Consider the following 24742-nt stretch of genomic DNA (forward strand, 5'->3'; position numbering starts at 1 on the left):
CAAGATAATGGATTGGTGCGTCTGAATGGACTCGAACCATCGACCCCCACCATGTCAAGGTGGTGCTCTAACCAACTGAGCTACAGACGCATTAAAATGATGGTGCGTTCAATTGGACTCGAACCAACGACCCCCACCATGTCAAGGTGGTGCTCTAACCAACTGAGCTATGAACGCAACGTTGTAGGTGACAACGGGGACGAATATTAGCGTCACAACTGCAATGAGGCAAGAGGGAAATCGCAATTTTCTTCCTGAAATCACCTGATTGCGGTGGAAATATGCAACATGTCGAGAAAATAGCCGCCATGCGACGGCTATCGTCGTATTATCGCGCAGCGCGCTGCAAAATGATGGCGGACGGCTGACGTTGTAGATAGCGCATCCGTAGCATCATTAACACCGCCGCCGAGGTCAGGCCGATGATGAACCCCATCCAGAAGCCTGCCGGTCCCATACGATCCACCACCAGATCCGTTAACGCCAGGATATAACCGCTGGGTAAACCTAACACCCAGTAGGCGGTAAAGGTGATAAAAAAGATGGAACGCGTATCTTTATAACCGCGCAGAATACCGCTGCCGATAACCTGTATAGAGTCGGAAATCTGGTAAACCGCAGCGAGCAGCATTAATTGCGCGGCAAGCGCCACGACCTCAGGGTTGTCATTGTAGAGCAAAGCAATATGCTTACGCAGAGTAACGGTAAAGATCGCGGTAACCACAGCCATACAAATGCCGACGCCTAAACCGGTACGCGCTGCGGTTTGCGCATCCAGCGTTGAGCCCTGGCCCAGACGATAACCCACTCGAATCGTTACCGCCGCAGCCAGCGACATCGGCAGTACGAACATCAGCGAGCTAAAGTTAAGCGCAATCTGATGACCCGCGACATCCACAATACCTAATGGCGAAACCAGCAGCGCAACGACCGCAAACAACGTCACTTCAAAGAACAGCGCCAGCGCAATCGGCAACCCCAGTTGAATCAGGCGCTTCATGACGACGCTATCGGGTTTGCCAAAGCCTGTTTCATTACGAATATCACGCATTGAACGCGCGTGTTTAATGTAAGAAAGCATGGCGATAAACATCACCCAATAGACCGCCGCGGTCGCAACGCCGCAGCCGATACCGCCGAGTTCAGGCATACCAAAATGGCCATAGATAAAAATATAGTTCACCGGAATATTCACCAGCAGGCCCAAAAATCCCATCACCATACCCGGTTTGGTTTTGGCAAGACCTTCGCACTGGTTTCGCGCTACCTGAAAGAAAAGGTATCCTGGCGCGCCCCACAGTAGCGCGCGAAGATAACCCACGGCTTTATCGGCCAGCGCCGGATCAATATTATGCATAGAGCGGATAATGTATCCGGCATTCCACAGGACGATCATCACCAGCACGGAGACAAAGCCCGCCAGCCAGAACCCTTGTCGAACCTGATGCGCGATACGCTCACGACGGCCGGAGCCATTGAGTTGCGCAATCACAGGCGTCAAGGCCAGCAGTAAGCCGTGACCAAACAAAATGGCGGGAAGCCAGATAGAGGTGCCGATAGCGACGGCAGCCATGTCCGTAGCGCTATAGCCTCCTGCCATGACGGTATCGACGAATCCCATTGCGGTCTGTGCCACTTGCGCAAGGATCACCGGTATCGCTAACGCTAATAACTGACGCGCTTCACTGGTATACTTCTGCACGTATTCACCTTTTATTTTGTTGTTATATGAAAGACTAAAAAGCCGCCGTAGTGGCAGCCAAAAGAAATAGCAGGGGAAATTTCAGTCTATTGTAGCGGGGTATTACTATTTCTCCAGCGAAAAAACAGTTGTTAACGGCGCATTGCTGGCAAGCTGTTTTTCCACCTGCTATTGTGCTGAACAGTTCTGCTTTTATTTATTTCAGGAGTTGAAGATATGTTTACGGGGATCGTACAGGGTACCGCGAAACTGGTATCGATTGATGAAAAACCCAACTTTCGCACCCATGTGGTGACGTTACCGGACTACATGCTGGAGGGGCTGGAGACGGGGGCGTCGGTAGCGCATAACGGATGCTGTTTGACGGTGACTGAAATAAACGGCAACCAGATAAGCTTTGATCTGATGAAAGAAACGTTGCGCATCACCAATCTGGGCGCGTTGAGGGTAGGTGATGAGGTCAACGTAGAGCGCGCCGCCAAATTCAGCGATGAAATCGGTGGTCATCTGATGTCAGGGCATATTATTACGACGGCGGAGATCGCGAAAATCCTGACCTCCGAAAATAACCATCAGGTGTGGTTTAAAGTGCAGGATGCGTCCCTGATGAAGTATATCCTGTATAAAGGCTTTATCGGCGTCGACGGCATCAGTTTGACCGTCGGCGAGGTAACGCCAACGCGCTTCTGCGTGCATCTCATTCCGGAAACGCTGGAACGTACTACGCTTGGCAGAAAAAAACTGGGTGAGCGTGTGAATATCGAGATCGATCCGCAAACGCAGGCGGTTGTTGATACCGTAGAACGCGTACTGGCTGCACGAGAAAATGCGGTCAGAAATCAGGCCGACATTGGCTAACGGAAAATAAGATTCCCCCGCATGAAATGCGGGGGAGATGATTAGCGAGGAACGCGCAGACCGTTTTCAACGCCGCGCGTAAATACCACCTGCCAAAGCTGGATATCACGCGCGCGAAACGCACCCGCGCAGGCGTTGAGATAATAGCTGAACATACGTTTAAAGCGCTCGTTATAATTGCCCGCAATCTCTGGCCAGGCATTGATAAAGCGCTCATGCCACGCCATCAGAGTCGTGTCATAGTCGGCGCCAAAGTTATGCCAGTCTTCCATTACAAAGTGTGATTCGCTGGCCTCGGCGATTTGACGAACAGACGGCAAACAACCGTTGGGGAAAATATACTTATTGATCCACGGATCGACATTATGATCGGTTTTTTTAGAACCAATAGTATGGAGCAGGAAAAGACCATCCGGTTTTAAATTCCTGTCAACAACCTCAAAATAGGTGTTGTAGTTTTTTGGCCCGACATGTTCGAACATACCGACGGAGACGATTCGGTCAAACTGATCGTTAAGGTCGCGATAATCTTCCAGGAGAATGGAGACATCCAGACCTTCGCAACGCGTCTGCGCCATTTTTTGTTGTTCAGCGGAGATCGTTACGCCCACCACGCTAACGCCATAATGGGTCGCCATATATTGCGACAGGCCGCCCCAGCCGCAGCCGATATCCAGCACACGCATCCCGGGTTGTAGCTGTAGCTTTTCGCAAATTAATTTCAGCTTGGCTTGCTGTGCCGCTTCCAGCGTATCGGCATCTTTCCAGTAGGCGCAAGAATATTGCATATAGGGATCGAGCATACGGGAAAAAAGGTCATTACCAAGATCGTAATGTTCCTTGCCGACAATCCAGGCGCGTTTTTTACTTTGTAGATTAATCAGACGCGCGCCGAGGATACGGAGCGTATCTTTAACATGGTGGGGGAGTTGATTTTCAAGACCGGCACGTAAGACTTTGCTGAAGAAAATATCCAGACGCTCGCATTCCCACCAGCCATCCATGTAACTCTCACCTAACCCCAACGATCCTTCCTGAAGGACGCGTTTAAAAAAATCGGGATTCTTAACACGAATGTCAGACGGGGCGGAACCATTAATTGTAATATCCGCGCGACTTAACAATTCGTTGGCGATTCGGTACCAGTTATCATCCGGTACGCTGACTTCTTCTATACACGATGAACTCATAGTTTCTCCATCACTGGACGGTGATCAGAACCTTAAAACAGCGTAGACGCTTTTTTGGCTTTGTGAGAAATCCCACGGGCAATTCCGTGAGCCAGTTATCCGACGTAGAACAGAGGAAGGGAGGAACCCTTGCCGAAAAGGCCATCCATGGTGAATCGGGAACGCTCCGGTTCCCGTTAATGCCTAATAATTATCGTAATATAAACAACCGTGAATCAGTATAGGCCGCAATTTTTGATGATTCAACCGAAAATTGTTAGCGTGCTAATTACCAGCGGTTAACAAGCTTTTAGTGAGACTTGTCGTGGGCGACATTGGCATGGTGAAATTCGGCCTCAGCGCACTCTGCATGAGACTGCATTTTGTAACCTAACGCCGCCAGAACAACGGTAGAGAGCATTACGCTGGTGGTAGTCAGTAGCGGCGTGCTGATGAGCCATGAAACCACCAGGCTTGCCAGGAAACATAACCCCAGCTGCAGCGTATTTTGTAGCGCCGCAGCGCGCCCAGTGGCTTGAGGGAAAGGGCGTAACGCTTGCGCGACGACGATAGGGTAGATGGCGCCATTAGCAATCGCCATTACGCAGAAAGGAATCAGGATCTCCACCAGTGAGGCATTATTCAGAAGGCCCGCTCCCCAGGTGGCGATAACGCTCAGCGCGTACAGCCCTAACAGCCACGGAAGCAATTGGTAGCCCTGCCATTTTTGTAGCGCCGCGCGGCAACCATATCCGCCAATCAGAAAAGCGATGGTTTGCGGAACATAGCTCAGGCCAATCACTGCCGGGCTGTAACCCATCGCGCTGAGAATAAACGGCGACCCTGTTAGCCACGCAAAAAAGCTGGCGGAACAGGCGGCATAAATCAGCACATTACCGCGATAGGTTTTAGAGCGTAACAACGTCGCGAAAGTGAGTTTATCCTGTCCTTCGGTACGCGCTTTTACCGATGGTTTTAAGCGCAGCGCCGGCAACATCAGCAACAACGTAATCACGAACAGGGTGGCGAAAATCGCCTGCCATGAGAAATGCGTCAGTATCCAGCTTCCCAGTAAGGGCGCAAGCGCCGGGGATAATCCCACCAGTGGCATGATCGTGGCGAAGATACGGTTAATTTTTTGCGAAGGATAATAATCGGTCACCAGCGCTTGCCAGATTACCGTTGCCGCGCAAACGCCGACGGCCTGCACAAAGCGCAGCGTCAGCAGTGCTGCCGCGCTTTCTACCCACAGCATCCCCAGACTTCCAAGTGCAAAGATAGATAACCCCAGCAGTAAAATCGGTTTACGGCCATAACGATCCGATAGCGGTCCCCAGAGGAGTTGCGCGACGGCAAAGCCAGCTAAAAACAGGCTGAGGCTGGCGCTGACCGCGGCGGCAGGCGTTTGTAAATCCGCCTGTATGGCGGCAAACGCGGGCAGGTACATGTCCGTAGCCAGAAACCCCAGCACGCTAAGGCCGGCTAACCAGACTAAAAAACCTTTTCCAGGTTGCATATTTGTTTCTCTTTCTTATCAGACAGACATTGTCGCAGAGTGTAGGGAGTGAAATTACGGTTGTGAAACGTTAATATTTGTCCAGTGAATTCAAAATTTTTGTAGGCAAATTATGTGGTCGGAATACTCGCTTGAAGTGGTTGACGCCGTGGCGCGCAATGGCAGTTTTAGCGCGGCGGCGCAGGAACTGCACCGTGTGCCTTCAGCAGTCAGTTACACCGTTCGTCAGCTAGAGGAGTGGCTGGCCGTACCGCTTTTTGTACGACGTCACCGTGATGTTGAACTGACGCCTGCTGGCATCTGGTTTTTAAAAGAAGGGCGTTCTGTTATCAAAAAAATGCAGATCACTCGCCAGCAGTGTCAGCAAATTGCTAATGGCTGGCGCGGGCAGTTAGCTATTGCGGTGGACAATATCGTCAGACCAGAACGTACCCGGCAGATGATCGTCGATTTCTATCGCCATTTTGACGATGTGGAACTGCTGGTTTTTCAGGAGGTGTTTAACGGCGTCTGGGACGCGCTCTCCGACGGGCGTGTCGAACTGGCGATTGGGGCGACGCAGGCGATTCCGGTAGGGGGGCGTTACGCTTTTCGGGATATGGGGACCCTGAGCTGGAGCTGCGTAGTGGCAAGCGATCACCCGCTGGCGTCGAGGCCTGGGCCGTTAAGCGACGATACCCTGCGCAACTGGCCGTCGCTGGTCAGGGAAGACACTTCGCGAACCTTACCGAAACGGATTACCTGGTTGCTGGATAACCAAAAAAGGGTCGTCGTACCGGACTGGGAGTCATCGGCAACCTGCCTGTCGGCAGGACTATGCGTGGGAATGGTGCCGACGCATTTTGCCCGACAGTGGATAGACAGCGGAAAATGGGTGGCGCTGACGTTAGAGAATCCGTTTCCCGATGCGGCCTGTTGCGTGACGTGGCAGCAAAACGAGGCCTCGCCCGCGCTGGCATGGCTGCTGGACTATTTGGGCGATAGCGAAACGTTGAATCGGGAGTGGCTTCGGGAGCCAGAAGAGGCTCCCGACTGCGGGGATTAACGCCGATAGTCGCGGAACGGGCCGTCAGCGACCGAGCGACGCTCAACCAGGCGTGGATGAACTTCAATAGACTGTGACTCTTCACGCTTATTGACGATGCGATCCAGTAGCATATTAAATGCGGTTTCGCCTAAAGAGTCTTTGGGCTGGTGAATCGTCGTCAGCGCCGGGGTAAAGTAACGGGCGTTACGCACATTGTCATAACCGATCACCGAAACATCCTGTGGTACGCGAAGCCCCATTTCGTCAGCCGCGCAAAGCGCGCCCATCGCCATAATATCGCCGCCGCAGAAAACGGCGGTAGGGCGATGTGACTGCGATAAGATTTGCTGCATCGCGTGGTAACCGGATTCCGGCTCGAAGTCGCCCTGAACAATCCAGTTGTCCGGCACGTTGATCAGCGCCTCCTCCATGGCTTTCATAAAGCCTGCCAGCCGGCCCGCGCCGGTGTTGCGCTCCAGCGGGCCGGGAATAACGCCGATATCCCGGTGGCCGCGTTCAACCAGATAACGACCCGCCATATAGCCGCCGGCAAAGGCGTTATCAATCACCGTGTCGGTAAAATCGGCCTTCGCCTCACCCCAGTCCATCACCACCATCGGAATATGGCGATACTCTTCCAGCATGGAAAGCAGAGGTTCTGGATACTCAGAACACATCACCAGCAGGCCATCCACGCGCTTTTGCGCCATCATGGACAGGTAGGCGCGCTGTTTTTCCAGGTTATTCCAGGCGTTGCCTAAAATCAGCGTATAGCCTTTCTGGAAACAGTTTTTTTCAACTGCCTCGATAATTTCGGCAAAATAGGCCGCTTCGCTGCTGGTCGCCAGTAAGCCTATCGACTTGGTATGGTTAACCTTCAGGCTACGTGCGACGGCGCTGGGAGAGTAGTGCAGCTCTTTAATTGCCGCCCAGACTGCGTTACGCGTTTCTTCAGCGACAAAACGCGTTTTGTTGATTACGTGTGATACAGTTGTAGTGGAAACGTTTGCTCGTTTCGCTACATCTTTAATTGTTGCCATTACATTTCACTCCAGACCCTCGCTAAGCTCCTGAGAAACGCCAGGTAAACGTTTGCCTACACACACCCTAATCGCAACATCAGGGTTGCGGCACGCCGGAAAAACGACACGGAACGTCAGGAAGGGGTCAATGGCCGTTACGCTAATTCAGTAAGCCTGGAATTTTGTCTGATCTTGAGGAAAAGGGGAAGCGTTAAAAACAGTTATCAATATAAAACATGAGAGATTTTTGTGCGGGAATGTGCAAAAATGCGCTATATCACTTTTTGTGTGGGAATAAAAAGGAGAAAACTTGATGAGTACCGACCTGAAATTTTCGTTGATTACTACGCTGATTGTTCTGGGCGTGATTGTCGCAGGTGGATTAACGGCCGCTCTGCACTGATTTCCTCTCTTCTGAGGGTGGGCGTCTCCTCTATTCTATCCCTCTCTAAAACGCAGAAGGCGTACCTTCTGCGTACTCAGACTTATGCGGCGAGATTTTTCGCAACAAATTCCCAGTTAACCAGCGCCCAGAAATGCTCCAGATAGTTTGGACGGGCGTTGCGGTAGTCGATGTAATACGCGTGTTCCCACACATCAACCGTCAGCAACGGCGTTGCATCCGTAGTCAGCGGCGTACCGGCATTTGAGGTAGAAACGATAGCCAGTTTGCCATCAGCGCTTTTTACCAGCCATGTCCATCCGGAACCAAAGTTTTTGATAGCGGCATCGGTGAACTGCGCTTTAAATTCTGCGAAGCTGCCAAAAGATGCCGCGATAGCATCAGCCAGTTTCCCGGTCGGTTCGCCGCCAGCGTTTGGCGCCAGGCAGTTCCAGTAGAAGGTGTGGTTCCACACCTGAGCGGCGTTATTAAAGATACCGCCTTCGGAGGCGCGCACGATCTCTTCCAGCGATTTGCCTTCAAACGCCGTGCCTTTGATCAAATTGTTAAGATTGGTCACGTAAGTCTGATGATGTTTGCCATAGTGATATTCCAGCGTCTCGGCAGAAATATGCGGCGCCAGAGCATCTTTGGCATACGGTAATGCAGGTAATTCGAACGACATTGCTTCTCTCCTTATTATTAATATTGCGCACGCACAATAACCCTGGTGCGCGTAAGGATAGGGTAGCAAATTGAGAGGTGGCGCAAAAGAAGAAGTTATCCTGTCGTTAAACGACAGGATAAAATATTAGCGAATTGTTTTAGGCGTCATCACCCGACGGGCGCCGACATAATGACGCTGCCAGTACTCTTCGTTCAGTGAGGTGATCTTAATTTCCTGACCGCTGCGCGGAGACTGGATAAACTTACCGTTGCCGACATAGACGCCAACGTGATCGGCGGTGCCGCGCCCCTGCGTACGAAAGAACACCAGATCGCCGTTTTTCAACTCGCTACGCTCAATGGGCGCCGCGTCACGCAGGTGATACATCTCATTCGCCGTTCGGGGGATACGGATCTTCACTAAATCTTTATAGGCATAATAAACCAGACCGCTGCAATCAAAACCGGTGCGCGGCGACGCGCCTCCCCAGTGATACGGTTTACCAATCTGATTCATGAGTTTGGACATCGCGGTTTTCGTCGCTTTTTGTACTTTTGCACGATGCGCATCGGCAATAGAGACCGGCAATGTTCCTTTCCCCTTCACGCAGTGCGGCTTACGGCCTTTACGCGTCGTGCATTTTTCCGTTACGTCGAGGGCGGCGATTGACGTGGGCGCGGTTCTGTTACGACGATGCGTCGTATGACGAGATTTCGTGGAGGCGGTGGTACGTTTTGGCGTAGAAGCGGAAGAAGAACGGCTGGTTTTTGAGGTTTTTTTTACGTTTTTTTTGTTGGTCTTACTGATCTTTTTCGTTGTGCTTTTCTTTTTATCTGCCGTTTTCGTGACATGAGAAACAGCAGGCGTCGCTTTGGCTTGCCTGGAAGCATGGGCCATTGGCGTAAAAGGGAGAGTAGTAAAAAGTAAAGCACAGAGCGTGATCGAGATTTTGTTTATCCGCGCCACTGAGCAATCCTCTGTTAAAGGCAGGCGATTCATGCCTGCGTATGATTTACAAAACCTGATAATTCTAATCTACAAAAGCACAGATTGGTAATTGCTTTTGGTTTCTGAAGCTGTGTTTCGTTAACAGATGTAAAAAAAATAGCAATTAATGCTAAACACGAACGCGTTATCTACAAATCACTGCGTGGCAACCCGCTTAAAAGATATTTTGTATACAACTTATTCCCGCAGACGGTAAAATAATAAGGCATGATGAAAATGTTATTTTCCGTTGCCAGCCTGACCCGTTACAATGACAGGCTTCAGTCGTAAAAGTAGTTTAAGGAAGCGAGACAATGAGCACCACTATCGAAAAAATTCAGCGCCAGATCGCTGAAAACCCGATTCTCCTGTATATGAAAGGTTCACCGAAACTGCCAAGCTGTGGTTTCTCTGCGCAGGCCGTTCAGGCGCTTTCAGCCTGCGGGGAACGTTTTGCCTATGTTGATATCCTGCAAAACCCGGATATTCGCGCTGAATTACCGAAATATGCCAACTGGCCGACATTCCCACAACTGTGGGTGGACGGCGAGCTGGTCGGCGGGTGTGATATTGTGATTGAAATGTATCAGCGTGGTGAGTTGCAGCAGCTTATTAAAGAAACTGCGGCAAAATATAAAACTCAGGAGCCGGACGCAGAGTAATCTGTGAAAGGAGAAAGCGACCTGTAAAGGTCGCTTTTTTACTGCCATCGTGAGCAAAAGCGGCGTCGTTAGCCACGTTATTTGTCCGTCGGCAAAGGTAACGGCCAGCCGCCCAGGCGCTTCCAGCGATTGACGATTTCACAAAACAGTACCGCTGTCCGCTCGGTATCATACAAAGCGGAATGGGCCTTTTCGCCGTCAAACTCCATACCTGCCGCCAGGCACGCTTTTGACAACACCGTTTGTCCCAGCGCCAGTCCGCTCAATGCCGCAGTATCAAAGGTGACGAACGGATGAAACGGGTTACGTTTCAGCGAGGCGCGCTCTGCGGCGGCCATCATAAAACTGTGATCAAAAGTGGCGTTATGCGCGACCATAATGGCGCGGCTACAACCGCTGTCTTTGATACCTTTACGCACCATTTTGAAAATAGCATGCAGCGCCTCATATTCACTCACCGCGCCGCGTAGCGGGTTAGAGGGATCGATACCGTTAAACGCAAGCGCTTCCGGCTGTAAGTTGGCTCCAGCGAACGGCTCCACATGGAAATGCAGCGTCGTGTCCGGCATCAGCCAGCCTTGTTCATCCATTTTCAGCGTGATGGCGGCGATTTCGAGCAGCGCATCGGTTTTAGCGTTAAATCCTGCAGTTTCAACGTCGATGACGACAGGATAAAAACCACGAAAACGGTCGCACAGACCGGAAAGTTGAGCGTTATCGGACATCTGAGTCTCTTAATACGAAAAAATGCAGCGCGTATTATGGCAAATTTTACGCCGGGATGCAGTAAAACAACGGGCGCAGTGACCTGCGCCCGGCGGGGGATCAGTTACCCAGACCGCGGCCTGCGTCTTTAGCTTCAATCAATTCGATTTTATAGCCATCCGGATCTTCAACGAAGGCGATGATGGTCGAACCGCCTTTTACCGGCCCCGCTTCACGGGTCACGTTGCCGCCGTTCTGACGAATGCGTTCACAGGCTTCAGCAGCATTGTCAACGCTCAGCGCGATATGCCCGTACGCATTACCCATGTCGTAGCTCTCAACGCCCCAGTTATAGGTTAGTTCGATGACCGCTTCTTCCGTTTCCGGACCATATCCCACAAAGGCCAGCGAGTATTTGTATTCCGGATTCTCACTGGTACGCAGCAATTTCATGCCCAGAACGTTAGTGTAAAAAGCGATGGAACGCTGCAAATCGCCGACGCGCAGCATAGTATGCAATAAACGCATTTTCGTTGTCCTTAAAATAGTCAAGATATTCAAAGTATAGCGGCGATGTGAGGCCGCTATCAATGAAATTACAGAGTAGGGTAGTCAGTGTAGCCTTCCGCGCCGCCGCCATAAAAACTTTCGGGACGCTGTGGATTGAGTTTCGCTTTACATTGCAGACGCGCTACCAGATCCGGGTTAGCGATGTAATCGCGACCAAACGCCACGGCGTCAATCAGCCCTTTTTCGATCAGATCTTCCGCTTTTTCTGGCGTATAGGCGCCAGCGCCGATGATGGGACCGTGGAAACGTGCGCGCACTTTTTCACGGAACGCGTCGCTGTACGGTTCGCCGCCCGCCCAGTCTGGTTCAGACATATGCAGATAAGCAATGCCGCGTTTGCCTAACGCTTCAATCAGATAAAGGGCGTCAGCTTCTTCATTCTGGCCGTTATCGACATTCTGGAAAGTGCCGACAGGAGAAAGGCGGATGCCGATACGGTCCGCGCCCCATTCCTTAATGCCGGCATCAACCACCTCCAGCACCAGACGGGCGCGATTCTCTACGCTGCCGCCGTACTGATCGGTACGGTGATTAGAAGACGGCGAGAGGAACTGGTGCAGCAGATAACCGTGCGCGGAGTGCAGCTCCACCAGATCGAAGCCTGCCTCTCGGGCATTGGCGATAGCCTGGCGGAAATCGTTGACGATCCCTGGAATCTCGTGAGTATCCAGCGCGCGCGGCGTGGAAGTCTCTACGCGGATGGCCTGGCCGTTTTCATCACGCAAAGAGGTGCGGGTTCCCGCATTGATAGCGGATGGCGCGACGGGCGCTTGTCCGCCTGGTTGCAGGCTGGCGTGTGAAATACGGCCCGTATGCCACAGTTGCACCGCCATATGGCCGCCCTGGGCATGGACTCCCTGAGTGATTTTTTTCCAGGCGGCGATCTGCTCATCGCTGTGTAATCCCGGTGCGCCGGCATAACCTTTCGCCTGTGCGGAGATTTGTGTGGCTTCGCTGATGATCAATCCGGCGCTGGCGCGTTGACGGTAATATTCCGCCATTAACGGCGTAGGAATGTCGCCCGGTTCAATACTCCGCAAACGCGTCAAAGGCGCCATAAATACGCGATTTGTCGCCGTGATGGCACCCACCTTGAGGGGGGTAAACAATTTTGCTGATGACATAGTGGCTCCTGATATAAGTAGACCGGTCGTCTTGTAATAAAGGAAATAAAAACGCCTGTTACTGCTCAGGCGTTGCAATGATGGTCTTAACATGCGCCAACGCATTTTCCAGCGGCGCGGCGCTACGGGATATTTTGGCCTGCAAATTGGCGCCCAGCCACAGGGCATAAAGTACCTGCGCCTGTGGCAACGGCTGGCCGGTGAAATGTAAACAGTGGCTATTACGGCCATCTTCCAGCGCGCGTGCAAGCAGTGCCATGATCTCCTGCGCCCCTTTATCCATCGTAGAGCGCATATCCTCCGACAGATCGCAGACCTCCGCTGACAGTTTCACCGTCAGGCAACCGCTGATGGCGCCTTGCTGGCAAAACTGATTTAACGTTTCCTGATACCAGGCGAGAAGACGATCGCGATGATTACCGGGACCGGAGGTGAAGTGCGCCGTAAGACGCTGATGATAGCAGGCATAATGTCGCTCAAGCATGGCGACGCCGAAGGCTTCTTTCGAGCGAAAGTAGTGATAAAACGACCCTTTAGGCACCTGGGCGGTTTTGAGCAACTCGCTAAGCCCCATGCCGGTAAAACCCCGCTGCATACAAAGCTGCTCGCCGGTGGCCAGCAGATGTTCGCGGGTATCGTGTTCGGTTTGCTTATTCATAGCAGGCAGTATAGTAGACCAGTCGGTCTACTGCAAGCAGAGTTGCCATAATGTCAGTTAGCGTCTTCAATAGTCATAAGCGCCAAACGTTGAGGAGGGGATGTGGCCGAGCAGTTGGAGTTTTTTCCTGTAGCAAGCCCATGTCGCGGTATCTGTCAGTCTGATGAGCGTGGCTTTTGTCGGGGCTGTATGCGCAGCCGCGACGAACGATTTAACTGGCAAAAAATGAGCGATGCCGAGAAACAAAATGTACTGCGGCTTTGTCGCCAGCGTTTCTTGCGTAAAATACGCGCAAACAAGCCTCTCCCATCGGAAGATCCTCAACAACCTTCACTCTTTTAAACGCGGAATTGCGTATACTCAACCTCATTATTCTCTATGAGGAATCTGTTATGGTTCAGCGTATCACCATCGCTCCACAAGGCCCGGAGTTTTCGCGTTTTGTCATGGGTTACTGGCGTCTGATGGACTGGAATATGTCCGCGCGTCAGTTAGTGAGTTTTATCGAAGAACATCTGGATTTGGGCGTCACTACCGTTGACCATGCGGACATTTATGGCGGTTATCAGTGCGAAGCGGCGTTTGGCGAGGCGCTAACGCTGGCGCCGCATTTGCGGGAAAAACTGCAAATCGTTACCAAATGCGGTATTGCGACCACCGCCAGAGCGGAAAATAGGCTCGGTCATTATATTACCGATCGCCGCCATATTATTCTGAGCGCCGAACAGTCATTAAAAAATCTGGCGACAGATTATCTGGATATGTTGTTAATTCACCGTCCCGATCCGTTAATGGATGCGGATGACGTCGCCGAGGCGTTTCAACATCTACATCAAAGCGGCAAAGTGCGCCATTTTGGCGTTTCTAATTTTACGCCAGCGCAATTTACGTTGCTGCAATCGCGCCTGCCGTTCACCCTGGCGACCAATCAGGTGGAGATCTCGCCGGTTCATCAGCCTTTGTTGCTGGACGGCACATTAGATCAATTACAGCAACTGCGTATTCGTCCGATGGCCTGGTCATGTCTTGGCGGCGGTCGGCTGTTTAATGATGAGGCTTATCAGCCGTTGCGCCAGGAACTTTCCGTTATCGCGCAAGAACTCAACGCCAGTTCTATTGAACAGGTGGTCTATGCCTGGATTTTACGTTTGCCGTCGCAGCCGCTGCCGATTATTGGCTCGGGTAAAATCGAACGCGTACGCGCCGCACTAGAAGCGGAAACGCTGTCATTGTCGCGTCAACAGTGGTTCCGAATCCGCAAGGCGGCACTGGGTTATGACGTGCCGTAATCGCCAACTCGTTGACTTTCCGTTCATGTTTTCGCCAGTGGTTTACACTTAACAGACGACCACATGTAACGGAGGTTTTATGAAGCGATTAAGTTTAGCGATGGTGACGCTGCTGGCCTGTGCGGGTGCGCAGGCCGCCAGCGAGAAAGTAGAGATGAACCTGGTGACGGCGCAAGGCGTAGGACAGTCTATCGGCACCGTCGTCATCGATGAAACCGAAGGCGGCTTAAAATTTACCCCACACCTTAAAGCGTTACCGCCGGGCGAGCATGGTTTTCACATTCATGCCAACGGTAGCTGCCAGCCCGCGATTAAAGACGGCAAAGCAGTTGCCGCAGAGGCCGCTGGTGGTCATCTGGACCCACAAAATACCGGCAAGCATGAAGGACCGGAAGGCCAGGGGCATCTGGGCGACCTCCCGGTGTTAGTCGTTAATAATGATGGTATCGCCACCGAACCGGTTACTGCGCCGCGTCTGAAGTCTCTTGATGAAGTGAAAGATAAAGCGCTCATGATCCATGTGGGCGGCGATAACATGTCCGATCAGCCGAAACCGCTCGGCGGCGGCGGAATGCGTTACGCCTGCGGCGTCATTAAATAACCCGGAGACAGTGTTCCCTGCGCTGGAGCCTGTTCCAGCTGCGACAGCGAACAGTGTAAACGCCAGATAATCGCCGCCAGCTCATGCGCGGCGGGCTGATGATGATGTGCGAGCGTGTCGCAGATACGCTGTAATTCCTGTAGCGTGACGGCAAGCGGGCGTTGCTGCACGCCGCGCTCGCTCATCACATCACGCAGCAGGGATATACAAATATCCCGCACCCGGGAAAGCGGATCGGAACGCGACTCCCAGGCGCGCAGCTGCCACACCACATGCGAGCAGTTCAGCAGTACCACTCCCCAACGTAATAACCACCGGCGCGCCAGCGCATCCTGGCTATTGCTGAGCTGACTGACGTGATGATAGGTCAGCGATTCAAACTCGCTTTCGCTATGGGAAGGATGACGGCTAAGCTGATCGACGAAATCCCGGCGTAGCGCGCGGATATGGCGGCGACTTTTTACGGCATCGGAACCGGGGCGCAAAATCGCAAACGCCAGCCAGGAAATCGCGACGCCGACGATCTTGGCGGTATTATCGTTAAGGAAGTCGGCGAAGTCGTACACCGGCGGGTTGGTCACGGCGATGAATGAGCCCATAAAAACGATAAGCTGCCCCCACAGTCCCGCCAGCTTAGGCATCTGCAGTTTAAGCAGTTGCATCGTGACGAACAGCGGAAAAAGGAAAAGTAAGAATTGCCACAGATCGGTGATTTGCACCATCAGGCCAAATTTCACCACGAAGCTGAATAAGGACAGCAGCACTAAAGTACGCATCAATAAGGTGAGCGACTTAAACGGCGTGGCGACGATGGAGTAGAGAACGCAACTGATCGCCGCCAGGGTTAATGCGCCGGGTCCTGATTCCCATTGTGCGCCAATACTCCAGGCGCCAATTACCGTGAGCGTGCAAAAGGTACGCACGCCGCTCCAGATGGCCTCTGCGTTATCCGTATGCCGCGCAAGGCCGGGAGTGCGGCGGATATGGATTTGATCCACCGGCGCGCCGCTTTCGATCAGATATAACTGACGGCTGCTGCGCAGATATAGCTGGCAAAAATAGCGTAATCGCTGCCAGAACGCGAGGTGACGATAATCCTGTTCATCCTGCGGGCGTAGCGGCGCAATAATCCGCGCCACGGTGTAGCTGTCCGCGCGCGATTTCGCCAGCGCAGCTAAGAGTTGTTCAATAACTTCGCGGCTGTTTTCCGGCGGCGTCGGCCAGTTTAAAAGCATTCTACGCAGACTGGAGATCACGCTCGTTAGCCGTAATTGCTGGTGTAACAATGCATTTAGCAATGCATTCTGGCGGCGAAAACGGTAGTGACTCCAGAAGGCCTGAATACGCAGCAGGTTCATGGTCAGGATTTGCCCAATGACGCCCTCATGCGCGGAGCGGATGGCGTCGGTAGTCTCCGGCTGCCAAAGTAGACTGGCATGTTCCAGCAAGCGCGCATGCATGTTTTTCAACGCGGTGAGCAGGGCTGTGCCATCCGATGTGCTGGGCAGGATCATCATCATCATGCCGCCACAGAGGATGCCGACGATAACTTCACATACACGTGCCTGGGCGATATCCCACAGCTGCGTGATTTCTACAATATTAACCATCGGGAACGCGATGATCGCCGCCGTGTAGCCGGACAACTGGAAAGCATAAGCGGCATTATTGGTAAAATGCGCGCAGGCCCAGGTACAAAAACCGATCCAGGCGGCCATGCTAAATAAGAACAACCAGGGTTCATTCAGCGTATGGCCGGCAATAATCAGCGCGGCGGTCGCGCCGAGTAAACTCCCGGCAATACGCCCCAGACTTTTACTGATTACGCCGCCTACGGTCGGAAAGCTCACCACTGCGGCCGAAGTCATCGCCCAGTAGGGCTCATCCAGATTGAGATAATAAGCGAATGTCAGCGCGAGACACATAGCAATGGTATTGCGCAACGCGTAACGCCACTGGCCGGAGGTCGCTTTAAACCAGGGCGTATTTCGCAGGGCCGGCAGGGAGAGTTTCATTACCGCTGTCCAATGGCTACGCTGCAGGTAGTGCCGGAGACGAGCGTGATATCCTGCGGCAAAGCGTCAAATTCGATACGTACCGGTACGCGTTGCGCCAGACGTACCCACGGTACGTTGGGTTTGATATCGGGCACTAAACCGGAGTCGCTTTCCACGCTTTGGTCGTAAATAGCGCGCCCGATACTGCCAACGTGACCCTGTAACTTAATATTGCCACTATACAGTGTTATTAATGCAGGCTCACCTTCGCGGATATGGCGTAGTTTGGTTTCTTCGAAATATCCCATTACATAAAATGAATGGCTATCTACCAGGGCGAAAAGCGGCTTACCGGTACTGGCATAATCACCGGTACGCGTGGAAAGGTTGGTCACCCAGCCGGATACCGGCGCTTTTACTTCCGTCTGGCTAAGCTGCCACTGCGCCTGTTTTAACGTTGCCAGTGCGACATCTACGTTGGCCTGCATCGCTTTAACATTCAGATTGGCACTATCCAGATCTTCAGCAGAGATGTAGTTACGCGATAAATGTCGACGTCGATCGGCTTCATTATTCGCTTTTGCCAGATCGGACTGCGCTTTGGCCAACTGCGCCTGCGCGTTAAGTTCTGCAATATGGAAGGGCGTTTTATCAATGACAAAAAGAACGTCCCCGGCGTTGACGAACTGATTATCTTTGATATTGAGTTGGGTAATGCTGCCAGAAACCTGTGGCGTTACGCTGACCTGTTCCGCGCGGATTTTACCATCGCGCGTCCACGGTGACTGCATATAGTAATTCCATAACCACCACGCGGCCAGAACGGCGACGACGGCGACAATGAGAGTAGAAAAATATTTTATTGTTTTTAACGACATATTTACCACGCGATCAGTAAAACGAGGCCCAGACATACGCAAAGCGTAAAGAGGGAGAGATCCATTAACAGGGGATGCCAGATTTCATCAGAGTATATCCGGTCACGCAGGAGTCGGTGAATAAACAACCAGATAACGAACCCAAGCGCAAAGGCTTTAAAGAATGGCGGAAAGTAAACAGATGCTCCCAACATGAGATCTTGTAAGGGCAATCCTGTGGCGTTGAGTATACACTTCACAAGCAATGTTCCTTTGCGTCAGACATCGATGCTTTAGTTTTAGCCAAAACCGAAGCTACAGGTGCCAGGTGCGCACTATGTCTGAAAAAATGTCTATTGGTAAGCAAATTTAGCAATACATTTGTTTTGAGAATACAAATACTGCACACTATTCTAAAATCAGCATAATAACTTAGCAAGCTAATTATAAGGAGATGAAATTGGAATCGCCACTAGGTTCTGATCTGGCACGGTTGGTGCGCATTTGGCGTGCTCTGATTGACCATCGCCTCAAGCCTCTGGAATTGACGCAGACACATTGGGTCACGTTGCACAATATTCATCAATTGCCGCCTGACCAGTCGCAGATTCAATTGGCTAAAGCGATAGGCATTGAGCAGCCATCGCTGGTACGCACGTTGGATCAACTTGAAGATAAGGGGCTAATTTCGCGGCAAACCTGCGCCAGCGATCGTCGCGCTAAGCGCATTAAACTGACCGAAAAAGCGGAGCCGCTGATCGCTGAGATGGAAGCGGTCATTCATAAAACGCGCGGTGAAATTTTGGCTGGGATTTCTTCAGAGGAGATTGAGATTCTGATTAAACTTATCGCCAAGCTTGAACACAACATTATGGAATTGCACTCTCACGATTGAGGTGCAGGGGCATACGTGTGGCCATGTGACCACACGTAAAGCCTGGTTTAGCGTGGAGAGACAGTAACCTGGCTGCCATTGCTGGCCAGCACGACACGCTGACCTGCCGAGAAACGCGTATTTCCTTGTTTCTGCACAACCATAATGGTGTTGCCATCGTCTTTACGAATTTCCAGTTCCACACCCTGGGTTTTATTCATTGCGCTCTGGACGCCCTGGCCCGCTACGCCGCCAGCCACCGCGCCTGCCGCGGTCGCCAGTGAACGACCCGTACCGCCGCCGATAGTGTTGCCGAGGAATCCGCCCAACACCGCGCCGCCGATAGCGCCAATCACGTTAGAATCATCACCGCCCTGAATTTGAACCGGACGAACGTTAACGATAGTACCGTACGTTACATTCTGAACTTGTTTAGCCTCGGATGCGGTATAAACATCACCCGAAAGGCTATCATTGTTAACACACCCCGCTAAGGATAACCCCATCAGTGAAACGGCCAGTACACGTTTAATCATTTACCCATCTCCTGTTCTTCACGAAACGCTATTTCAGCATCCCTATAGCTAAATTATATGGCATTTATGCAGTTAAGGTCATATCTTCTGCCAAAAGAATGTAAAAATCATAATCAGAAGTTAATTAACTAATCTTAAACGAAGTGGGAAGCAAGAAAAGATAGGTCATTGATATCCGTGGACGGCACGGCAAAAAACGTGACGCGGGCATCGCATTGCAAAATACGTTATGCCGAGTGTTAAGGCTTAACCCAGCTTAATAAGGAAGAGGTATGAAATCGGGCCGTTTTATTGGCGTTATGTCCGGGACCAGCCTTGATGGCGTGGATGTTGTACTGGCGGCAATTGATGAAACCATGGTTGCGCAACAGGCAAGTCTCACCTGGCCCATTCCCGTTCATCTGAAAAAAGGCATTCTCGATATTTGCCAGGGACAACCGCTTACGCTCTCGCAACTCGGCCAGCTGGATACCCAGTTAGGCCGGCTTTTTGCACAGGCGGTTAATGCGCTGTTAGCGCAACAACGTTTGCAGCCGCGGGATATCGTCGCCATTGGTTGTCATGGGCAAACGGTCTGGCATGAGCCGACCGGCGAGGCCCCGCATACGCTGCAAATTGGCGATAATAATCACATCGTCGCCCATACGGGGATTACAGTGGTCGGCGATTTTCGGCGGCGGGATATTGCGCTGGGCGGACAAGGCGCGCCGCTGGTGCCCGCTTTCCATCACGCGCTGTTGGGACATCCGACGGAAAAACGTATGGTCCTGAATATCGGCGGCATCGCCAATTTATCTCTGCTTTTCCCCGGACAGGCGGTGCGCGGGTACGACACGGGGCCGGGTAATATGTTGATGGATGCGTGGATTTGGCGACAATGCGCGCAGCCCTACGACAAAGATGCGGCATGGGCGAAAGAAGGTCAGGTTATTCTTCCCTTGCTGCAAAAGATGTTGCGCGATCCGTACTTTGCTGCGTCGGCGCCCAAAAGTACAGGACGCGAATATTTCAACTATGGCTGGTTAGAACGTCATCTTACGGCTTTCCCTGGTGCAGACGCGCGCGATGTGCAGGCCACGCTGGCTGAGCTGACGGCGGTCTCCATCGCCCAACAGGTGCTGCTCAATGGCGGCTGCGAGCGGCTGATGGTCTGTGGCGGCGGAAGCCGGAATCCGTTAGTGATGGCCCGTCTGGCGGCGTTGTTGCCCGGTATCGAGGTTTCGACCACCGATAAGGCGGGGATTAGCGGCGATGATATGGAAGCGCTGGCCTTTGCATGGCTTGCCTGGCGAACGCTCGCGGGCCTGCCGGGAAATTTACCTTCCGTGACGGGGGCTACAGAAGCCAGTGTTTTAGGCGCTATTTACCCGGCTAACCCAATAACTCAGAGTTAACTGAATTTTTCCCGGACCCTATATCGGTAAACTAGCAAGGTCAGGAAGGGGCGTTTGCCCTTCCAGAAGCAGGAGAGCTTTCGGGATATGCCTATGAAAAAGATCGCAATAATGTGTTTACCTGTGCTGCTGACCGGCTGTAGCGTTTATCAACAATTTGTTGAACGTATGCAAACGGATACGCTGGAATACCAGTGTGATGAGAAGCCGCTTACCGTTAAAGTCAATAACCCGCGTGAAGAGGTCAGTTTTGTTTATGACAATAAGCTGCTGACCCTGAAGCAAGGAATCTCGGCCTCGGGCGCGCGTTATACCGACGGGATTTATGTTTTCTGGTCGCAAGGCGAGAGCGCCACGGTCTATAAACGAGACAGAATTGTGCTTAATAACTGTCAGTTACAAAATCCGAAGCGTTGAGATTTTCAGTATGGGGGCGCACAATAGCGCCACCCACTGTTTATTTCTGATCAACGCCATGTCTGATAACGACCAATTGCAGCAGATCGCGCATCTGCGCCGTGAATACACGAAAGGCGGCTTGCGTCGCCGCGATTTACCCGCTGAACCGTTAACCTTATTCGAGCGCTGGCTTGGGCAAGCGTGCGACGCCAGACTGGCCGATCCGACGGCAATGGTCGTGGCGACCGTAGATGACAAGGGGCAACCGTACCAGCGTATTGTATTGCTCAAGCATTATGATGAAAAAGGCCTGGTCTTTTATACCAACCTGGGAAGCCGCAAGGCGCATCAGATTGAGCACAATCCGCGTATCAGCCTGTTATTTCCCTGGCATATGCTTGAACGCCAGGTGATGGTGACAGGCAAAGCCGAGCGTCTCTCCACACTTGAGGTGGTGAGGTATTTCCACAGCCGTCCGCGCGACAGCCAGATTGGCGCATGGGTCTCTAAACAATCCAGCCGCATTTCCGCGCGCGGTATCCTCGAAAGCAAATTCCTGGAGCTCAAGCAGAAGTTTCAACAGGGCGAAGTGCCGTTACCCAGCTTCTGGGGCGGTTTTCGCGTGAGTATCGAACAGATGGAGTTCTGGCAGGGCGGCGAACATCGTCTGCACGATCGCTTTTTATACCAACGCGACGACGGCGCATGGAAAATCGACCGTCTTGCGCCCTAAAGATGCAAAAATCTTGTTTTAAGCACTGGTGCGGATGAATCCGCCGTTTTATGCTATGTCTCTTTCGCGTCTGGCGAAAAGTCGTGTACCGGCAAAGGTGCAGTCGTTTTATACATGGAGATTTTGATGGCAAGCAGTAACTTGATTAAACAATTGCAAGAGCGGGGGCTGGTAGCCCAGGTGACGGACGAAGACGCGTTGGCAGAGCGACTGGCGCAAGGCCCGATCGCGCTCTATTGCGGCTTCGATCCTACCGCTGACAGCTTGCATTTGGGGCATCTGGTTCCATTGTTATGCCTGAAACGCTTCCAGCAGGCAGGGCACAAACCTGTTGCGCTGGTAGGCGGCGCGACCGGTCTGATTGGCGACCCGAGCTTCAAAGCCGCCGAGCGTAAACTGAACACTGAAGAGACCGTTCAGGAGTGGGTGGCGAAAATTCGTAAACAGGTTGCCCCATTCCTGGACTTTGATTGCGGCGAAAACTCCGCTATCGCGGCCAATAACTATGACTGGTTCGGCAGCATGAATGTGCTGACTTTCCTGCGCGATATCGGTAAACATTTTTCCGTTAATCAGATGATCAACAAAGAAGCGGTGAAGCAGCGTCTGAACCGTGACGATCAGGGTATCTCTTTCACGGAGTTCTCTTATAACCTGCTACAGGGGTACGACTTCGCTTGTCTGAATAAACTGCACGGCGTTGCCTTACAGATTGGCGGTTCTGACCAGTGGGGGAACATCACTTCCGGTATCGACCTGACCCGTCGCCTGCACCAGAATCAGGTATTTGGTTTGACCGTTCCACTGATCACCAAAGCTGACGGCACGAAATTCGGTAAAACCGAAGGCGGCGCTGTCTGGCTGGATCCGAAGAAAACCAGTCCGTACAAATTCTACCAGTTCTGGATTAACACCGCAGATGCCGATGTTTATCGCTTCCTGAAATTCTTCACTTTTATGGACATTGAAGAGATCAATGCCCTGGAAGAAGAAGATAAAAACAGCGGGAAAGCGCCGCGCGCGCAGTATGTGCTGGCCGAGCAGGTGACGCGCCTGGTTCATGGTGAAGAAGGGCTGGTCGCGGCGAAACGGATCACTGAATGTCTGTTCAGCGGTTCACTGAGCGCGCTGAGCGAAGCTGACTTTGAGCAGTTGGCGCAGGACGGCGTACCGATGGTTGAAATGGAAAAAGGCGCCGACCTGATGCAGGCGCTGGTAGACGCCGAGCTCCAGCCGTCACGTGGTCAGGCGCGTAAGACTATCGCCTCCAACGCTGTCACTATCAATGGTGAAAAACAATCCGATCCTGAATACATCTTTAACGATGAGGACCGTCTGTTTGGCCGCTATACCTTATTACGTCGCGGCAAAAAGAACTATTGTCTGATTTGCTGGAAATAAGGCATTAAGTAACAGGGAGTGAGAAATCACTCCCTTATTTTTGATGTTCAGGTAAAAAAATGAAGAATATCCTCGCTATCCAGTCCCATGTTGTTTTCGGACATGCGGGCAACAGCGCCGCCGAATTTCCCATGCGCCGTCTTGGCGCGAATGTTTGGCCGCTGAATACCGTTCAGTTTTCTAACCACACGCAATATGGTAAATGGACCGGCTGTGTCATGCCGCCCAGCCATCTGACTGAGATTGTCCAGGGGATTGCGGACATTGGCCAGTTAGCGCACTGCGACGCCGTACTTAGCGGTTACCTGGGATCTGCCGAGCAGGGAGAACACATTCTCGGTATTGTGCGCCAGGTTAAAGCGGCAAATCCGCAGGCAAAATATTTCTGCGATCCCGTGATGGGGCATCCGGAAAAGGGTTGTATCGTGGCGCCTGGCGTCGCAGAGTTCCATGTGCGTTATGCGCTACCCGCCAGCGATATTATCGCGCCTAACCTGATTGAACTGGAAATTCTCAGCAAACATAGCGTGAATAGTGTGGATGACGCCGTGCAGGCGGCGCGTGAACTGATTGCTCAGGGGCCAGAAATTGTACTGGTAAAACATCTCGCCCGCGCCGGTTACAGTTCAGAACGCTTTGAAATGCTGCTGGTGACAGCGCAGGAAGCCTGGCATATTAGCCGTCCGCTGGTGGATTTCGGTTCACGTCAGCCGGTTGGCGTTGGCGATGTCACCAGTGGTTTATTGCTGGTCAAACTTTTGCAGGGCGCGACGTTGCAGCAGGCGCTGGAGCACGTTACGGCGGCAGTCTATGAGATTATGATCGCCACCAAAACGATGCAGGAGTACGAACTGCAGGTCGTGGCGGCCCAGGACAGGATCGCTAACCCTGAACATTACTTCAGCGCAACGCGGCTGTAATTATTGCTGCTAAAAAGAGGCCGGATGGCGCTACAGCGAGCTATCCGGCAACATGACATTAATTCAGTCCTTCCGCTTTAAGCGCTGCCGCAACGGTCGGTCTTTTTGCGACACGCTGCATATAACTTTCAATATGCGTTAACCCGTCCATATTCAGTTTTACGCCATAGGCCCAACGCAATACGGTAAACAGATAAGCGTCTGCAATGGTAAAACGCTGGCCGCAAATCCACTGGTCGTCTGAAAGCGACTCATCCACATACTGCAATTTCTTTTCCAGACCGGCGCGAACGGCGGGTTTAAGTGTTTCCGGCGTGTCAGGGCGGAACAGCGGGGTAAAGCCTTTATGCAGTTCCGTTGCAATATAGTTGAGCCATTCCAGCGTATGATAGCGAGCAAGACTACTTACCGGCGCCAGAAGCTGGCGGTCGGGAACGCTGTCGGCGAGGTACTGCATAATGGCGACGCCTTCAGTCAACAGTGTGCCGTCATCCAGCAGCAGAGCCGGAACCTGTCCTTTAGGGTTGACTGCCAGGTAATCATCACCATTTTCCAGGCGTTTTTTTGCGAGATCGACGCCATCAAGCGTAAAGTCTTTGCCAATTTCGCGCAGGGTAATATGGGAAGCAAGAGAGCAGGCACCCGGTTTGTAGAACAGTTTCATCGGTAACTCCTTTTTGCTGAGGTTTAAA

Annotated in this window: 28 protein-coding genes and 2 tRNA genes; 13 read left to right on the forward strand and 17 right to left on the reverse strand. The window is 52.2% G+C overall.

What is annotated here, in order from left to right; all coding sequences use genetic code 11:
* Positions 1 to 13 precede the first annotated feature (13 nt).
* The 3 genes from ACLJRH_RS12625 to mdtK all read right to left on the reverse strand — a co-directional run bounded on the left by ACLJRH_RS12625 (position 14) and on the right by mdtK (position 1702).
* Positions 14 to 90, reverse strand: a tRNA-Val gene (locus ACLJRH_RS12625).
* Between the two features lie 10 nt (positions 91 to 100).
* Positions 101 to 177 (reverse strand) — tRNA-Val (locus ACLJRH_RS12630).
* 151 nt (positions 178 to 328) lie between these two features.
* Positions 329 to 1702: a multidrug efflux MATE transporter MdtK gene (mdtK, locus tag ACLJRH_RS12635; RefSeq protein WP_001175081.1), complete on the reverse strand. Its 1374-nt coding sequence runs from the start codon at positions 1700 to 1702 to the stop codon at positions 329 to 331.
* Between the two features lie 216 nt (positions 1703 to 1918).
* Between mdtK and ACLJRH_RS12640 the strand changes: the two genes are divergently transcribed.
* Positions 1919 to 2560 (forward strand): riboflavin synthase, encoded by a 642-nt coding sequence (locus ACLJRH_RS12640; protein ID WP_000493971.1) that lies wholly within the window; start codon positions 1919 to 1921, stop codon positions 2558 to 2560.
* Positions 2561 to 2601: 41 nt separating this feature from the next.
* Here ACLJRH_RS12640 and cfa read toward each other — a convergent pair whose 3' ends face one another.
* Positions 2602 to 3750, reverse strand: coding sequence for a cyclopropane fatty acyl phospholipid synthase (cfa, locus tag ACLJRH_RS12645; RefSeq protein WP_000098879.1), 1149 nt, complete (start codon positions 3748 to 3750; stop codon positions 2602 to 2604).
* Positions 3751 to 4039: 289 nt separating this feature from the next.
* Positions 4040 to 5245 (reverse strand): purine nucleoside transporter PunC, encoded by a 1206-nt coding sequence (gene punC, locus ACLJRH_RS12650; RefSeq protein WP_001182317.1) that lies wholly within the window; start codon positions 5243 to 5245, stop codon positions 4040 to 4042.
* 112 nt (positions 5246 to 5357) lie between these two features.
* Here punC and punR point away from each other — a divergent pair, with 112 nt between their 5' ends.
* Complete coding sequence (gene punR / locus ACLJRH_RS12655) at positions 5358 to 6290, forward strand: DNA-binding transcriptional activator PunR (protein WP_023223189.1); 933 nt, start codon at positions 5358 to 5360, stop codon at positions 6288 to 6290.
* Here punR and purR read toward each other — a convergent pair.
* Positions 6287 to 7312, reverse strand: coding sequence for an HTH-type transcriptional repressor PurR (purR, locus tag ACLJRH_RS12660; RefSeq protein WP_000190993.1), 1026 nt, complete (start codon positions 7310 to 7312; stop codon positions 6287 to 6289). The two genes, punR and purR, sit on opposite strands and share 4 nt — an antisense overlap.
* A 295-nt stretch (positions 7313 to 7607) precedes the next feature.
* Here purR and ACLJRH_RS12665 point away from each other — a divergent pair, with 295 nt between their 5' ends.
* Positions 7608 to 7697 carry a YnhF family membrane protein gene (locus ACLJRH_RS12665; RefSeq protein ID WP_000102277.1) on the forward strand — a complete coding sequence of 30 codons (90 nt, stop codon included), beginning with the start codon at positions 7608 to 7610 and terminating at the stop codon, positions 7695 to 7697.
* 82 nt (positions 7698 to 7779) lie between these two features.
* Here ACLJRH_RS12665 and sodB read toward each other — a convergent pair whose 3' ends face one another.
* Together sodB and ACLJRH_RS12675 are read right to left on the reverse strand one after the other, a co-directional pair.
* Positions 7780 to 8361, reverse strand: a complete 582-nt coding sequence (gene sodB, locus ACLJRH_RS12670; RefSeq protein WP_000007294.1) for a superoxide dismutase [Fe] — start codon at positions 8359 to 8361, stop codon at positions 7780 to 7782.
* Positions 8362 to 8487: 126 nt separating this feature from the next.
* The gene (locus ACLJRH_RS12675) at positions 8488 to 9309 is read right to left on the reverse strand and encodes a C40 family peptidase (RefSeq protein ID WP_023223549.1); all 822 of its coding nucleotides are present in this window, start codon (positions 9307 to 9309) and stop codon (positions 8488 to 8490) included.
* 335 nt (positions 9310 to 9644) lie between these two features.
* On the opposite strand from ACLJRH_RS12675, the gene grxD reads away from it, so the two are divergent.
* Positions 9645 to 9992 (forward strand): monothiol glutaredoxin 4, encoded by a 348-nt coding sequence (gene grxD, locus ACLJRH_RS12680; protein ID WP_000108176.1) that lies wholly within the window; start codon positions 9645 to 9647, stop codon positions 9990 to 9992.
* Positions 9993 to 10069: 77 nt separating this feature from the next.
* Here grxD and rnt read toward each other — a convergent pair whose 3' ends face one another.
* From rnt to ACLJRH_RS12700, 4 genes are all read right to left on the reverse strand, one after another.
* Complete coding sequence (gene rnt, locus ACLJRH_RS12685) at positions 10070 to 10717, reverse strand: ribonuclease T (protein WP_001282272.1); 648 nt, start codon at positions 10715 to 10717, stop codon at positions 10070 to 10072.
* A gap of 100 nt (positions 10718 to 10817) precedes the next feature.
* A complete protein-coding gene (gene gloA / locus ACLJRH_RS12690) occupies positions 10818 to 11225 on the reverse strand; it encodes a lactoylglutathione lyase (protein WP_001237787.1) in 408 nt (135 codons plus the stop codon).
* Between the two features lie 68 nt (positions 11226 to 11293).
* Positions 11294 to 12391: an alkene reductase gene (locus ACLJRH_RS12695; RefSeq protein ID WP_023137445.1), complete on the reverse strand. Its 1098-nt coding sequence runs from the start codon at positions 12389 to 12391 to the stop codon at positions 11294 to 11296.
* A 58-nt stretch (positions 12392 to 12449) separates the two neighbouring features.
* The gene (locus ACLJRH_RS12700) at positions 12450 to 13049 is read right to left on the reverse strand and encodes a TetR/AcrR family transcriptional regulator (RefSeq protein ID WP_001041828.1); all 600 of its coding nucleotides are present in this window, start codon (positions 13047 to 13049) and stop codon (positions 12450 to 12452) included.
* Positions 13050 to 13151: 102 nt separating this feature from the next.
* On the opposite strand from ACLJRH_RS12700, the gene ACLJRH_RS12705 reads away from it, so the two are divergent.
* The 3 genes from ACLJRH_RS12705 (at position 13152) to sodC2 (ending at position 14939) form a co-directional block, all read left to right on the forward strand.
* Complete coding sequence (locus tag ACLJRH_RS12705; RefSeq protein WP_001538148.1) at positions 13152 to 13391, forward strand: DUF1289 domain-containing protein; 240 nt, start codon at positions 13152 to 13154, stop codon at positions 13389 to 13391.
* A gap of 50 nt (positions 13392 to 13441) precedes the next feature.
* Positions 13442 to 14338: an aldo/keto reductase family oxidoreductase gene (locus tag ACLJRH_RS12710; protein ID WP_023137444.1), complete on the forward strand. Its 897-nt coding sequence runs from the start codon at positions 13442 to 13444 to the stop codon at positions 14336 to 14338.
* Between the two features lie 79 nt (positions 14339 to 14417).
* Positions 14418 to 14939 (forward strand): superoxide dismutase [Cu-Zn] SodC2, encoded by a 522-nt coding sequence (gene sodC2 / locus ACLJRH_RS12715; protein ID WP_000826820.1) that lies wholly within the window; start codon positions 14418 to 14420, stop codon positions 14937 to 14939.
* Here sodC2 and ACLJRH_RS12720 read toward each other — a convergent pair.
* The 3 genes from ACLJRH_RS12720 to ACLJRH_RS12730 are packed head-to-tail and all read right to left on the reverse strand — an operon-like array spanning position 14915 to position 18053.
* Positions 14915 to 16954, reverse strand: coding sequence for an FUSC family protein (locus ACLJRH_RS12720; RefSeq protein ID WP_023137443.1), 2040 nt, complete (start codon positions 16952 to 16954; stop codon positions 14915 to 14917). The two genes, sodC2 and ACLJRH_RS12720, sit on opposite strands and share 25 nt — an antisense overlap.
* Positions 16954 to 17814, reverse strand: a complete 861-nt coding sequence (locus tag ACLJRH_RS12725; protein ID WP_001527784.1) for an HlyD family secretion protein — start codon at positions 17812 to 17814, stop codon at positions 16954 to 16956. The genes ACLJRH_RS12720 and ACLJRH_RS12725 overlap by 1 nt, the downstream gene beginning before the upstream one ends.
* A 2-nt stretch (positions 17815 to 17816) precedes the next feature.
* Positions 17817 to 18053, reverse strand: a complete 237-nt coding sequence (locus ACLJRH_RS12730) for a DUF1656 domain-containing protein (protein ID WP_000649755.1) — start codon at positions 18051 to 18053, stop codon at positions 17817 to 17819.
* A 194-nt stretch (positions 18054 to 18247) separates the two neighbouring features.
* Here ACLJRH_RS12730 and slyA point away from each other — a divergent pair, with 194 nt between their 5' ends.
* Positions 18248 to 18688, forward strand: coding sequence for a transcriptional regulator SlyA (gene slyA, locus ACLJRH_RS12735; protein ID WP_000764550.1), 441 nt, complete (start codon positions 18248 to 18250; stop codon positions 18686 to 18688).
* Between the two features lie 47 nt (positions 18689 to 18735).
* On the opposite strand, the gene slyB is transcribed toward slyA, so the two are convergent.
* Positions 18736 to 19203 carry an outer membrane lipoprotein SlyB gene (gene slyB, locus ACLJRH_RS12740; protein ID WP_000597179.1) on the reverse strand — a complete coding sequence of 156 codons (468 nt, stop codon included), beginning with the start codon at positions 19201 to 19203 and terminating at the stop codon, positions 18736 to 18738.
* A 272-nt stretch (positions 19204 to 19475) separates the two neighbouring features.
* On the opposite strand from slyB, the gene anmK reads away from it, so the two are divergent.
* The 5 genes from anmK (at position 19476) to pdxY (ending at position 24050) form a co-directional block, all read left to right on the forward strand.
* Positions 19476 to 20597, forward strand: a complete 1122-nt coding sequence (gene anmK / locus ACLJRH_RS12745; RefSeq protein ID WP_000835021.1) for an anhydro-N-acetylmuramic acid kinase — start codon at positions 19476 to 19478, stop codon at positions 20595 to 20597.
* 87 nt (positions 20598 to 20684) lie between these two features.
* On the forward strand, positions 20685 to 21014 hold the full coding sequence (gene mliC / locus ACLJRH_RS12750) for a C-type lysozyme inhibitor (protein WP_001132086.1): 330 nt from the start codon (positions 20685 to 20687) through the stop codon (positions 21012 to 21014).
* A 58-nt stretch (positions 21015 to 21072) separates the two neighbouring features.
* Positions 21073 to 21729 (forward strand): pyridoxamine 5'-phosphate oxidase, encoded by a 657-nt coding sequence (pdxH, locus tag ACLJRH_RS12755; protein WP_001282334.1) that lies wholly within the window; start codon positions 21073 to 21075, stop codon positions 21727 to 21729.
* Between the two features lie 126 nt (positions 21730 to 21855).
* Complete coding sequence (tyrS, locus tag ACLJRH_RS12760; protein ID WP_000168626.1) at positions 21856 to 23130, forward strand: tyrosine--tRNA ligase; 1275 nt, start codon at positions 21856 to 21858, stop codon at positions 23128 to 23130.
* A 59-nt stretch (positions 23131 to 23189) separates the two neighbouring features.
* Positions 23190 to 24050 (forward strand): pyridoxal kinase PdxY, encoded by an 861-nt coding sequence (pdxY, locus tag ACLJRH_RS12765; protein ID WP_000789740.1) that lies wholly within the window; start codon positions 23190 to 23192, stop codon positions 24048 to 24050.
* Positions 24051 to 24108: 58 nt separating this feature from the next.
* Here pdxY and gstA read toward each other — a convergent pair whose 3' ends face one another.
* A complete protein-coding gene (gstA, locus tag ACLJRH_RS12770) occupies positions 24109 to 24714 on the reverse strand; it encodes a glutathione transferase GstA (protein WP_000765727.1) in 606 nt (201 codons plus the stop codon).
* Positions 24715 to 24742 lie beyond the last annotated feature (28 nt).

This window comes from Salmonella sp. SAL04162, assembly GCF_046551535.1.
Classification (GTDB): domain Bacteria; phylum Pseudomonadota; class Gammaproteobacteria; order Enterobacterales; family Enterobacteriaceae; genus Salmonella; species Salmonella enterica.